Source organism: Streptomyces sp. Y7, assembly GCF_043195415.1.
GTDB lineage: Bacteria > Actinomycetota > Actinomycetes > Streptomycetales > Streptomycetaceae > Streptomyces.
Genome location: NZ_JBIDDQ010000014.1, coordinates 175,841 through 188,353 on the forward strand (window position 1 = coordinate 175,841; position 12,513 = coordinate 188,353).

The 12,513-nt window shown below is 73.4% G+C and carries 10 protein-coding genes; 1 reads left to right on the plus strand and 9 read right to left on the minus strand.

Going from position 1 to position 12,513, the window contains the following annotated elements; translation table 11 throughout:
• Positions 1–330 precede the first annotated feature (330 nt).
• Positions 331–1,485, minus strand: coding sequence for an anhydro-N-acetylmuramic acid kinase (locus ACGFW6_RS29235; RefSeq protein ID WP_393516150.1), 1,155 nt, complete (start codon positions 1,483–1,485; stop codon positions 331–333).
• Between the two features lie 116 nt (positions 1,486–1,601).
• Positions 1,602–3,002 carry an MFS transporter gene (locus ACGFW6_RS29240; protein WP_393516153.1) on the minus strand — a complete coding sequence of 467 codons (1,401 nt, stop codon included), beginning with the start codon at positions 3,000–3,002 and terminating at the stop codon, positions 1,602–1,604.
• A gap of 257 nt (positions 3,003–3,259) precedes the next feature.
• Between ACGFW6_RS29240 and ACGFW6_RS29245 the strand changes: the two genes are divergently transcribed.
• Positions 3,260–5,929, plus strand: a complete 2,670-nt coding sequence (locus ACGFW6_RS29245; protein WP_393516156.1) for an ATP-binding protein — start codon at positions 3,260–3,262, stop codon at positions 5,927–5,929.
• Between the two features lie 77 nt (positions 5,930–6,006).
• On the opposite strand, the gene ACGFW6_RS29250 is transcribed toward ACGFW6_RS29245, so the two are convergent.
• From ACGFW6_RS29250 to ACGFW6_RS29280, 7 genes are all read right to left on the minus strand, one after another.
• On the minus strand, positions 6,007–6,798 hold the full coding sequence (locus ACGFW6_RS29250) for an SDR family NAD(P)-dependent oxidoreductase (RefSeq protein ID WP_393516159.1): 792 nt from the start codon (positions 6,796–6,798) through the stop codon (positions 6,007–6,009).
• A 63-nt stretch (positions 6,799–6,861) separates the two neighbouring features.
• Positions 6,862–7,974, minus strand: a complete 1,113-nt coding sequence (gene pcaD / locus ACGFW6_RS29255; RefSeq protein ID WP_393516162.1) for a 3-oxoadipate enol-lactonase — start codon at positions 7,972–7,974, stop codon at positions 6,862–6,864.
• Positions 7,971–9,269: a 3-carboxy-cis,cis-muconate cycloisomerase gene (gene pcaB / locus ACGFW6_RS29260; protein ID WP_393516165.1), complete on the minus strand. Its 1,299-nt coding sequence runs from the start codon at positions 9,267–9,269 to the stop codon at positions 7,971–7,973. The genes pcaD and pcaB overlap by 4 nt, the downstream gene beginning before the upstream one ends.
• Positions 9,266–9,871: a protocatechuate 3,4-dioxygenase subunit alpha gene (gene pcaG / locus ACGFW6_RS29265; protein WP_393516167.1), complete on the minus strand. Its 606-nt coding sequence runs from the start codon at positions 9,869–9,871 to the stop codon at positions 9,266–9,268. The genes pcaB and pcaG overlap by 4 nt, the downstream gene beginning before the upstream one ends.
• Positions 9,872–9,877: 6 nt before the next feature.
• Positions 9,878–10,651: a protocatechuate 3,4-dioxygenase subunit beta gene (gene pcaH, locus ACGFW6_RS29270; RefSeq protein ID WP_393516170.1), complete on the minus strand. Its 774-nt coding sequence runs from the start codon at positions 10,649–10,651 to the stop codon at positions 9,878–9,880.
• 17 nt (positions 10,652–10,668) lie between these two features.
• Entirely contained in the window at positions 10,669–11,871 is a 1,203-nt protein-coding gene (locus ACGFW6_RS29275; RefSeq protein WP_393516173.1) for a thiolase family protein, read from the minus strand.
• Positions 11,868–12,512: a CoA transferase subunit B gene (locus ACGFW6_RS29280; RefSeq protein ID WP_393516176.1), complete on the minus strand. Its 645-nt coding sequence runs from the start codon at positions 12,510–12,512 to the stop codon at positions 11,868–11,870. Before ACGFW6_RS29280 ends, ACGFW6_RS29275 begins: the two co-directional genes overlap by 4 nt.
• Position 12,513: the final 1 nt, after the last annotated feature.

Sequence of the window (12,513 nt, forward strand, 5' to 3'; positions counted from 1 at the left end):
GACGGGGCCGTACGGGCGGTTGCCGGCTCAGTGGTGGAAGTCCGCCTGGCGAGGGCGGGTCGGCGTGGCCGTGACCGCGCCGGGCGTTACGGCGCGAGGCCGGCGTCTCTCCACGACGGGGCCGTACGGGCGGTTGCCGGCTCAGTGGTGGAAGTCCGCCCGGCGAGGGTGAGCCGGCGTGGGCGTGACCGCGTTGGCGCTATGGCGCGAGGCCGGGCGTCCCGCCATGACGAGGCCATACGGGCCGTTGCCCGCCCGCGGACGTCAGCCGCGCAAAGGTGGCCGCGCGGTCGTGGCCTCGCCCCCGGCGGTACGGCGCGACGTCCGGCGTCACTGCACGACGAGCCGTACCGGACGGCGCCCGGCCGGTGGTGGGAGCCGTAGTCCGTCTTGTCCCGGGGTGATCGAGCCCAGTACGCGTGCGTGCCGGGCGCCGGTGGCCGAGGGCTCGGTGCCGGGCAGGCCGTGCGCCGTCAGGAAACCCAGCACGGCGAAGGCGTACGCCTCCTTCGCCGCCGACGGCAGACCCAGCTCGTCTGAGGTGCGCAGCGCCACGCCGGGCAGCCGCTGCCCGAGCATTCTCATCAGCACGGGGTTGCGCGTCCCGCCGCCCGAGGCGATCACCTCGGTCGCGCCCACTGCGCCCACGGCGTCGGCGATCGTCCGGGCCGTGAGCATGGTCAGCGTGGCGACGACGTCCTCGGCCGGCAGGGTGCCGACACCGGCCAGCGCGTCCCGCAGATGACCCAGGTGGAACAGCTCCTTGCCGGTCGTCTTCGGCGCGGGCAGCGCGTAATAGGGCTCCTCCAGCAGCCGGTTCAGCAGCGGCTCGTGGACGGTGCCGCGACCGGCCAGCGCCCCGTCCACGTCGTACGACAGCCGTCCGCCGCTGAACCCCCGCGCCGCCGCGTCGATCAGCGCACAGCCGGGCCCGGTGTCGAAGGCGGTGCCGTCGGGTGTGGTGAGGTTGGCGATGCCGCCGATGTTGAGCGCGACGGGCGTGCCCGGCCGGCCGCGCAGCCACAGCAGGTCGACCAGGCTGACCAGCGGCGCGCCCTGACCGCCGGCGGCGATGTCGCGCGAGCGGAAGTCGGCGGCCACCGGCAGCCCGGTCGCCTCGGCGATCCACGCGGGCTGCCCGAGCTGGAGCGTCCCGTGCACCCGGCCCTCCTCGGCCCAGTGGTACACGGTCTGCCCGTGCGAGGCGATCAACTCCGCCCGCCCGTCGCACAGTTCACGCACCGCATGTACGGCCGTCGCGGCGAACGTCTGCCCGATGCGGGTGTCCAGCCGGCACACCTCGGCCATCGAGGTCGATGCCGGCGGCAGCGCCGCCGTGAGCGCCTCCCGCAACGGCTCGTCGTACGCCTCGCTCACCAGCCCCAGCGGCTTGAGGACGAGGCTGTCGCCGTCGAGACCCAGATCGACGGCACCGGCGTCGACGGCGTCGTACGACGTCCCCGACATCAGACCGATCACCCGCATCCGATCACCCGCATGCAATCACCCGCATCCGACCACCCGCATCCGGTCGCCCGCACCAGATCGCCTGCATCCTTCGCCCGCATCCCGATCACCCGCATCCGGTCGCCCGCACCAGATCAACTCGCCTTCCCCTTCGCGTTCTCCACCGCCGGGTCCTTCGCATCCGCGGCCCCGTCCGCATCCGCGGCCCCGTCCGCATCCCCGGCCCTGACCCCGGACTCGGCCCTGCCCCCGGACTCGGAGACCCCGGCCCCGGCGACCACGGACCTCGGTGTCCACGTCAGCGCCAGAACGCTCACCGCGCACGTGGCCGCCGCGTAGTACGCGGGGATGTCCACGCTCCCGGTCCGTTCGATCGTCTCCGTGATGATGAGGCCGGCGCACCCCGAGAACACCGCATTGGACAACGCGTAGGCGAGTCCCAGTCCCGTGTAGCGCACGTTCGTCGGGAACAGTTCCGCGAGCATCGCGGGCCCGGGGCCCGCCATCAGCCCCACCACGGCTCCCGCGCCCCACACTGCCGCACCTTTCACGGTGAGGGAAACGCCCGGGTCCTGAAGAAGGTTGAGCAGCGGCACCGCGAGCAGCACCACGAGCACCGCTCCCGTCAGCATCACCGGCCGCCGTCCGAACCGGTCGCTGAGCCATCCCGCCGGCACGATCGTCGCCGCGAAGCCGAAGTTGGCCAGCACCGTCGCGATCAGGGCCTGCTGGAAGGTCGCGTCCAGCGTGGACTGGAGATAGGACGGCAGTACGACGAGGAAGGTGTAGCCGGCCGCCGCCCAGCCCATGATCCGCCCGGCCCCCAGGGCGATCGCCCCCGCGACCGCCCTGGCCGGCGGCCGCTCCGCCCGCCGCTCCTCCCGGAACGCCGGCGTCTCGTCCAGCCGCAGCCGCAACCACAGCGCGCCGAGCCCCAGCGGCAAGGTCAGCAGGAACGGCAACCGCCAGCCCCAGTTACCCAGTTGCGTCTCGGTCAGCAAGGTGGCGAGCAGCGTCGCCACCCCCGCGCCGCCCAGCAGCCCCAGCGCGACCGTGAACGACTGCCACGACCCGTACAGCCCGCGCCGCCCCGGTGGCGCGAATTCGGTCATCACCGACACCGCGCCCCCGAACTCCCCGCCCGCCGAGAGCCCTTGCAGCACCCGCAGGAACGTCAGCAGCCAGGGCGCGAGGGCACCGACGGTGGCGTACGTCGGCAGCGCGCCGATCAGCGTCGTCGCCACGGTCATCAGCGTGATCACCAGGATCAGCACCGGACGCCGCCCGATCCGGTCCCCGAGCCGGCCGAACAACGCCGCTCCGACGGGCCGGAAGAAGAACGCCAGCGCGAACGAGGCGTACGTCCTCACCAGCGCCTCCGCCTCGCTGCCGCCCTCCGGCGTGAAGAAGCGCGCCGCGATGATCGTCGCGAAGTAGCCGTAGACACCGAACTCGTACCACTCGATGAAGTTGCCCACCGACCCCGCGACCAGGGCCTTGCGGGACCGGACCGTGCCTCGCTCGTGGATAGCCAAGGTCATCTCCGCGCGTTCGACGGTCGCCCGGGGCCGGCCGCCAGGTCGAGCGGGTGTCGACTGAATACCGGTTCGAGCGACAGTTTTTGACTGTCATTCAGATTTTCAGGGGCAGGTCGCGGGCCGTTCGCGTCGCCTGCCCGTACCCACCGTCACCCATCACGGCAACAGCTGCCCGGACCGGCCTCCACTCAGTCACCCGGACGGCTACGCTCGAGGTCTGTACGTCGTCAGGGCGACATTGGGGAGGTAGCGGGATGACGCAGGTACGGCCCACACCGGCCGCCTCGGCTTCCCTCTGGGAGCGCGACGAGGAACTCGCCGCGGTCGAGGGGGCCCTCGACACGCTGTGCGCGGACAACTCCTCGTCGGGCAGCCTCCTGGTGCTCCGGGGCGAGGCGGGACTGGGCAAGACCGCTCTGCTGGCCGAAACCCGCCGTATCGCCGAGGCCCGCGGCTGCACGGTCTGGTCCGCCCGCGGCAGCGAGACGCTGAGCTCCGTCCCCTTCAACGTGGTACGGCAGCTCCTGCAGCCCGCGCTGCTGTCGCTGATGCCGGAAGAGGCACGCGAGTACCTCGGCGACTGGTACGACATCGCCGGCCCCGCCCTCGGCATAACGGACCCCGGCGACCGCCAGGCCGACCCGCAGGGCGTGTGCGACGGGCTCGTCGCCGCCGTCCGCAGGCTGGCCCGCCGCGACTGGCCGCTGGTCCTGCTGATCGACGACGCGCACTGGGCCGACCAGGAGACCCTGCGCTGGCTCGCCGCGTTCGCCGAGCACGTCGGCGAGCAGAACGTCCTGGTCGTCGTGGCCCGCCGCCCCGGCGAGACCAGCGGCGACAGCGCCCGCCACCTCGACACGGTCGCCGCCGCGGGGTCCTCCGTCGCCACCCTGAGCGCCCTCACCCCGGACGCCACCACCGGTCTGACCCGCGCCACGCTGGGCGTGCACGCCGACGCCCCGTTCTGCCGCGAGGTCTGGGCGGTCACCGGCGGCAACCCGTACGAGACCGTCGAACTTCTCGCCAAGGTCCAGGACAGCGAGTTCGAACCGACCGAGTCCGCGGCCGCCGAGCTGCGCGCCCTGAACCGCGCGGCTCGCGGCGGCGGCCTCGTCGCCCGCCTGGAGACCCTCGGCATCGAGTCCACCCGCTTCGCCTGGGCGGCCGCGATCCTCGGCACCGGGATCTCCGTCGACCTGGTCGCCGAACTCGCCACCATGAGCCTGGACGAGGCCGTGCGCTGCGCCGAGAAGCTGCGCACCGCCCGCATCCTCACCGAGGCCGACCCGGCGGGCGTCCAACCGGACGACGGCGAGCTGCAGTTCGTGCATCCGCTGATCGCCACCGCCGTCTACAACTCCATCCCGGACGCCCTGCGCACCGCGATGCACGGCATCGCCGCCCGCGTCGTCACCGACAACGGCCACGGCGCCGCGGTCGCCGCCCGCCACCTCCTGGAGGTCCACCCGGACGACGACGCGGAACTCGTCGAGCAACTGCGCGAGGCCGCCCGTGAGCACCTCGCCGTCGGCGCGCCCGACGCGGCCCGCCGCTGTCTGGAGCGCGCCCTGCTGGAACCGCCGCTGCCCGAGGTCCACGCGCGCGTGCTCCACGAACTCGGCTGCGCCACCCTGCTGACCGCGCCCGCCACCACCATCGACCACCTCCAGGCCGCCCTCGCCATGCCCGGCCTCGACGGCGACGAGCGCGTCGACGCCGTCTACCGGCTCTCCCAGGCGCTCCTGCACAACGACCAGCTGGAGGAGGCCGTCCGCACCGTGGAGGCGGAGGCCGCCCGGCACCCGGCCGGACCGGCCAGGCTGCGCCTCCAGGCCGTGCAGTTCATGTGGGAGGGCATCCACGCGGGCGAGACCACCTCACCCGGACGCTCCACCCGCCTCGCCGAACTCGCCCGGACCTGCACCGGCCGCGACAACTCCGAGCGCGCCCTGCTGATACTGCGCGGCTTCGACGCCATGGCCCGCGGCGAGAACGCCGAAGAGGTCGTCGAACTGTGCGACCGGGCCCTCGTCAACGGCCGCCTCGCCCCCGGGCTCGGCTGGACCGACCCCGAGTGGGGCATCGAACTGCCGATGATGCTGGCCAGCGCCTACGCCTACACCGACCGGCTGGACCGCGCCGATGCCCTCTACAACGAGGCGCTGCGCGCGTACGAGTCCGCCGGCTGGAGCGGCGGCCACCTCTCCCTGGCCCACGCCTACGTCGGACTCGGGCTGCGCAGGCGCGGTCGGCTGCGTGAGGCGGAGGCGTCCCTGCGCAAGTCGCTGGCGCTCGCCGAGCGCGTCGGGCGGCGGCTGCCGCTGCACTGGTCCGCCACCTGCAACCTCGTCGACACGCTCCTGGCCCGCGGCCATGTCGAGGAGGCCTGGGAGATCGCCGACCAGTACGGCTTCGCGCCGCCGTACCCGTCCACCATCGTCCTGCCGGACCCGCGCTCCGTCCGCGGCCGGCTGCTCCTGGCCGTCGGCCGCACCAAGGACGGCATCAACGAACTGGAGGCGGCGGAGAAGGCGGCCGAAGCGCGTGGCCACCACAACCCGGTGCTCGTCCCCTGGGCGGTCGACCTCACCCGGGTCCTGGCGAGCGAGGACCCGGCGCGTGCCGCCCGCCTCGCCACCGAGGTCCGCCGCAGCGCCGAGCGCCTGGGCACCGACACCGCGATCGGCGAGGCCCTGCGGTGCGCCGCCGCGTTGGAGACCGGGCAGCGGGCGGTGCGGCTGGCCGAACAGGCGGTCACCTATCTGGAGGCCTCGCCGTGCCAGTACGAACACGCGGCGGCCCGCGTCGAGTACGGCATCGCCGCGCGGTCCGCCGCGGAGCTGCGGCGGGGGATCACGCTCGCGCAGTCGTGCGGGGCGGACGGGCTGGTGCTTCAGGCCGAGGCGGCGCTCGCGCTCCGCTAGACGGCCGAGAGGGGGCGGTTCTCGGCTGCCGCGCCGTTGTGGCCGGTCGCGCAGTTCCCCGCGCCCCTACGGGGGCGTCAGAGTCTGAGGAGTTGATCCGTGACGGCGGCCAGTCGTCGCCGCACGTTCGGGTCGTACGTCCCCTCGTGCGCCCGCGCCTGTGACGTCCCGTCGTAGTAGCCGCCCGTTCCCATGTCCCGTGTCGCCAGGGCCAGGACCCCCGGGGCGCCGTCGGCGACCGTGCTCCAGGGCGTGATGCCGCCCTCGCGGACCATCCCGGTGTCCATGAACGTCGCCGGGTGCAGCACGTTGACCGCGACCCCGGTGCCCGCCAGCTCCTCGGCCAGGGTGAAGGTGTGGGCCGCGAGGGCGAACTTGCTGCGTCGGTAGGCCGCGGTGCCGTCGTAGCCGCGGGTCAGCTCCGGGTCGTCCAGATCGAGCGGCTCCTGGCCCGCCGACCCCACGTTGACGATCCGCGCGGGCGCGTTCGCACGCAGCACGGGCAGCAGGGCACGGGTCAGCGCGACCGGCGCCAAGTAGTTCACCGCGAGGCGCAGTTCATGCCCGTCGGCGCTGAGCTCACGGCCCGTGCCGGGCGAGCCGAAGCCGACCCCCGCGTTGTTGATCAGCACGTCCAGCTCGGGATGCTCCCCGGCGACGTGCGCCGCCAGCTGACGCACCTGCTCCAGCGAGGCCAGGTCCGCCACGTACCCGTCGGCCTCGCCCTCGGCCCGCAGCTCCTCCACGAGCCGTTCGACCCGGCCCGGGTCCCGTCCGTGAGCGAGGACGCCGTGCCCGGAACGGACCAGCTCGAAGGCCACGTGACGGCCGAGACCGGAGGTGGCGCCCGTGATCAGAATCGTGGACATGCCCCCACCGTAGGCGCGGGCGGAGGCATGTGCGAGGTGCCGCTGGAGCTACGACCGGCAGGGTCACCCTTCCTCTTCCGCGAGCACCCGCTGCGCCGTCGCGAACGCCGAGTTCGCCGCCGGGACCCCGCAGTACACGGCCGTCTGGAGCAGTACGGCGCCGATCTCCTCCGGCGTCAGCCCGTTGCGCCGGGCCGCGCGGACGTGCATGGCCAGCTCGTCGTAGTGGCCGTGCGCGACGAGCGCCGTCAGGGTGATCATGCTGCGCTCGCGGCGGGTGAGCGTCGGGTCGGTCCAGATCTCGCCCCAGGCGTAGCGCGAGATGAAGTCCTGGAAGCGTGCGGTGAACGGCGTCTGCCGTGCCTGCGCCCGGTCCACATGCGTGTCGCCCAGTACCTCGCGCCGCACCTCCATGCCACGCCCCGACGCTCCGTCGAAGTGCGCCCGCAGCGCCGTGAGGACGGCCTCCGGGCACTGCGCCGGTGCCAGATGCGAGGCCCCCGGGATCTCGACGAGGGCGGCGTTCGGTACGGCGTCCGCGATCTCCCGCAGGTGGACCGGCGGGGTCGCGGGGTCCTCGCGCCCGGCGATCAGCAGCGTCGGGGAGGAGATCTCGGCCAGCCGGTCGCGCAGGTCGAACGCGGCGAGCGCGTCACAGCAGGCGGCGTACGCGGCGGGATCGGCGTCGCGGTGGTCCCGGACCAGCTCCGGCACGGTGAAACCGGGGGTGAACCAGCGGGCGTTCGCGTTCTGCGCGAGCTCCGCGAGTCCTTCGCGGCGCACCTGCGCCGCCCGCTCCTCCCATGGCCTGGAACCGTTGAAGTGGGCCGACGAGCAGATCACGGCCAGCGCGTCGACCCGTTCGGGGTGGTGCACGGCGAGATGCAGGCCGACCGCGCCACCCAGCGAGACACCCGCGTACGCGAACCGCTCGATGCCGAGCGAGTCGGCGAGCGCCAGTACCAGGGCGGCCAGATCACCGACCGTCGCGCCCGCCCCGATGAGATCGGCACTCGAACCGCCGTGCCCCGGCAGTTCCCAGCGCACCACCCGATGGGTGATCGACAACTCGGGCGCGACCTTGTCCCACAGGGCGGACGACGTGCCGAGCGAGGGTCCGAGCAGCAGCGGCGGTGCCGAGGCGGGTCCTTCGGCACGGTGGTCGAGGAGTTTCAACGTCGCTCCAGAGCGCGGTCGGTGAGGGCTCCGGCGGAGCCGGTGTAGTGGGTGGGGTCGAGGTCGACGTCCGCGAGTTCCGGCGCCGCGGCGAGCGGCCGTCCCTCGGCGGCCAGCCGGGTGAGCAGTTCCTTGGCGCGGGCCCGGCCCAGCACCGGTGCCAGCTCGGCGGACAGCCGCTCGGAGACGATCAACCCATGGGTGAGATCGAGGTGTTCGCGCATGACGTCGGCCCTGACCCGCAGCCCGCCGGCCAGTTCCACGGCGTCCCGGGCGGCCCCGCCGACCAGCCGCAGCAGGTCCCTGAGCGGTTCCCACTCGGCGTGCCAGGCGCCGGCCGGACGCTCGTCCTCCGCCGCCAGCGACCCGTACAGCGTGGCCGCGAGCTGCGGCGCCCGCCGCGCGGCGGCGGCGATGAGCGTGGACCGTACGGGGTTGGACTTGTGCGGCATCGCGGACGAGCCGCCGCCGCTGCCCTCCGCGACCTCGGCGATCTCGGTGCGTGACAGGGTGAGCACGTCCACGGCGACCTTGCCGAGCGCGCCCGCCGTGAAGGCGAGACACCCGGCGAGATCGGCGACGGGCGTGCGCAGGGTGTGCCAGGGCAGGTCGGGCGCGCGGAGGCCGAGTTCACGGGCGTACGCGGCGGGCAGCGCGGTCGGATCGTCCGCGCCGTAGGCCCCGAAGGCGGCCAACGTCCCTGCGGCTCCCCCGAGTTGGGCGGGAAGCGCGTCCCGAACGGTCCGGACCCGGTCCCGGGCGTCGAGCACCAGCGAGCGCCACCCGGCCGCTTTCAGCCCGAACGTGGTCGGTACGGCGTGCTGGGTCAGCGTCCGCCCCGGCATCGCGGTGTCACGGTGCTCGGCGGCCGGCCGGGCGAGCGCCTGCGCCGTGCGGTCGACGTCGCCGAGGACGAGGTCGAGGGTGCGCGCGGCCACCAGCATCGTCGCCGTGTCCATGATGTCCTGGCTGGTCGCGCCCCGGTGGACGTAGGGCCCGTACGCGTCGCCGACGGCCTTCGTCAGGTCGCCGACCAGCGGGATGACCGGGTTGCCGCCGGCACGGGCACGCTCGGCGAGGGACCGTACGTCGAACCGTGCCGCGTGCGCCGCCCGGGTCACCGCCGAGGCGGCCTCCGCCGGGGCGAGGCCGAGGGCGGCCTGGGCCCGGGTGAGGGCGGCCTCCGCGTCGAGCAGGGCCCGCAGCCAGGCCGTGTCGCCGGTCGCGGTGGCCGCGGGGGAGCCTGCCCACCCGGGGGCGAGCAGGCCGGTGTCGTCGCCGTCGGCAGAAGTCACTGGAACTCCAGGAAGACCGTCTCGCCCTCGCCTTGAAGGCGGATGTCGAAACGGTATGCGCCCCGGCCCTGCTCCTCGGCGATCAGCGTGTCGCGTCGCGCCCCGTCCACCTGGGCGAGCAGCGGGTCGGCGGCCAGCGCGGTGTCGTCGCCCGGCAGATAGATCCGGGTGAACAGGTGCACCAGCAGCCCGCGCGCGAACAGGCACACGCTGATGTACGGCGCGCTCCGCCCGCGCGCTCCCGGCCGCAGCGTCCGTGCGGTCCAGTGCCCGTTGGCGTCCGTCTGGACACGCCCCCAGCCCGTGAACTCCACGCCGTTGCGGCCGAGGAACCCGCCGCTCGCCGGGTCGCGCCGCATCGAGCCGTCGACGTGCGGGACACCGCCGTCGGGGTCCGCGCCCCACAGCTCCACGAAGGCGTCCGGGAGCGGGTTGCCCTCGCCGTCGAGGACGTACCCCTGGAGCGTGATCGTGTCCGGGTGGCCGGCGGGGGCGATGTCGCCGCCGCCGGGGAAGGGCAGGGCGTGGCCGTAGAAGGGGCCGACCGTGTGCGACGGAGTGGGCAGCACCGTCTCGGGACGGCTCGTGTCGATCTTCGTCATGGCAGGTCAGCGCCCTTCTTCGATCCAGGTGGCGGCGGGCCCGTCGAGCACGATGTCCCAGTGGTAGCCCATCGAGAACTCCGGCACGGACAGGTTGTGGTCGTACGTCGCGACCAGCCGCTGCCGGGCCGCGTCGTCCGTCACCGACTGGATGATCGGGTCGTAGGGGAACAGCGGGTCGCTCGGGAAGTACATCTGGGTCACGAGCCGCTGGGTGAACGCCGTCCCGAACAGCGAGAAGTGGATGTGGGCCGGACGCCAGGCGTTCTCGTGCTGGCGCCAGGGGTACGGGCCCGGCTGGACGGTGGTGAACCGGTAGAAGCCGCCGGCGTCGGTGAGGGTGCGGCCGACGCCCGTGAAGTTCGGGTCCAGCGGGGCGTCGTGCTGCTCGCGCTGGTGGGCGTAGCGACCGGCCGAGTTCGCCTGCCAGATCTCGATGAGCTGGCCGCGGACGGGGCGGCCGTCGCGGTCGAGGAGGCGGCCCTCGACGGTGATGCGCTCGCCGACCGGCTCCCCGGTGTGCTGCCGGGTGAGGTCGTTGTCGATCTCGGTGATGTCGCGTTCGCCGAAGGCGGGGGAGTGCAGCTCCACCAGTTCCGGGTCCCGGCTGACGTCGATGGAGATCGGCGGCTGCTTCGGGTGGCGCAGGACGGAGGAGCGGTACGGGGCGTAGTCGCGCCGCGGGTGGTGTTCGACGGGGGCGCCGTCGGCGACCCGCTTCTCGTACGCGGCGTGCTCGGCCGCGATCTCCTGGTCGATGTCGTGCTGGGTGAGAGTCATGGGAGTTCCTCGGGTTCCTAACGCTCCAGAACGAGGGCGAGGCCCTGGCCCACGCCGATGCAGAGGGTGGCGACGCCGACTCCGCCGCCCTTGCGGGCGAGTTGGTGGGCGACCGTGCCGGCGAGCCGGGCACCGGATGCGCCCAGCGGGTGGCCCAGGGCGATGGCGCCGCCCTGCGGGTTGAGGATCGCCGGGTCGAAGTCGGGCCATTCGGCGACACAGCCCAGCACCTGGGCGGCGAACGCCTCGTTCAGCTCCAGGACGTCCAGATCGCCGAATCCCTTGCCCGCCTTGGCGAGGGCCCGGTTGACGGCCTCGACGGGGGCGAGGCCGAAGTAGTGCGGGTCGAGCGCGGAGACGCCGGTGGCCGAGATCCGCGCGAGCGGCTCTCGGCCGGTGGCCTCGAGGCCCTCCTCGTCGGTCAGCAGCAGGGCGGCGGCGCCGTCGTTGAGCGGGGAGGCGTTGCCCGCCGTCACGGTGCCGTCCTCCGTGCGGAACGACGGCTTCAGCCGGGCCATCGCGGCGAGGGAGGCATCGGGACGTACGCACTCGTCGGCGGCGACGACGACCGGGTCGCCCTTGCGCTGCGGGATCGACACGGGCGCCAGTTCGGCGTCGAACAGGCCGGCCTGCTGGGCCTTCGCCGCCTTGAGGTGCGAGGCGAGCGCGTACTCGTCCTGCTGCTCCCGCCCGATCTTGTGCTTGTCCGCGATCAGCTCGGCCGACTCACCGAGCGGGACCGTCCACTGCGGCTCCATCGCCGGGTTGACCATGCGCCAGCCCAGCGTGGTGGAGAACAGCTCCGTGTGCCCGGCCGGGAAGGGCCGGTCGGACTTGGGCAGCACGTACGGCGCCCTCGTCATCGACTCCACGCCCCCCGCGACGGCGATGGAGGCGTCCCCGGCGGCGATGGCGCGGGCCGCCTGGATCACCGCTTCGAGCCCGGAGGCGCACAGCCGGTTGACGGTCACGCCCGGCACGGAGGTGGGCAGCCCGGCGAGGAGGGCGGCCATCCGGCCGACGTTGCGGTTCTCCTCGCCCGCGCCGTTGGCGTTGCCGAAGTAGACGTCCTCGATGCGGGACGGATCCAGGTCGGGCGTGCGGCCCACCAGTTCGCGGATGGCGTGGGCGGCCAGGTCGTCCGGGCGTACGCCCGCCAGGGCGCCGTTGTAGCGGCCGACGGGGGTGCGGACGGCGTCCACGAGGTACACGGTCTTCACAGCAGGCCCTCCGCGACGGTGAGCTTGGCGTCGGTCTTCGCGGCGATCTCGTCCGGGCTCACGCCGGGTGCCGTCTCCACGAGCAGCAGGCCGTCCTCGGTGACGTCCAGGACGCCGAGGTCGGTGATGATCCGGTTCACGCACGCCTTGCCGGTGAGCGGCAGCGCGCACTCGGTGAGGATCTTCGCCGAGCCGTCCTTGGCGGTGTGCGTCATCACGACGATGACGGAGCGGGCGCCGTGCACCAGGTCCATCGCCCCGCCGATCCCGGTGATCATCTTGCCGGGGATCGCCCAGTTCGCCAGGTCACCGGTCTGCGACACCTGCATGGCGCCCAGGACGGCGACGTCGATGTGCCCGCCGCGGATCATCGAGAACGACAGCGCCGAGTCGAAGAAGGAGGCGCCCGGTAGGACCGTCACGGTCTCCTTGCCGGCGTTGATCAGGTCGGGGTCGACCTGCTCCTCGGTGGGGTAGGGGCCGGTGCCCAGGATGCCGTTCTCCGACTCCAGGATCACCTCCACGCCCTCCGGCAGATAGTTCGGGATCAGGGTCGGCAGGCCGATGCCGAGATTCACGTACTGGCCGTCCGTCAGCTCGCGTGCGGCCCGCGCGGCCATCTCTTCCCGCGTCCACGCCATG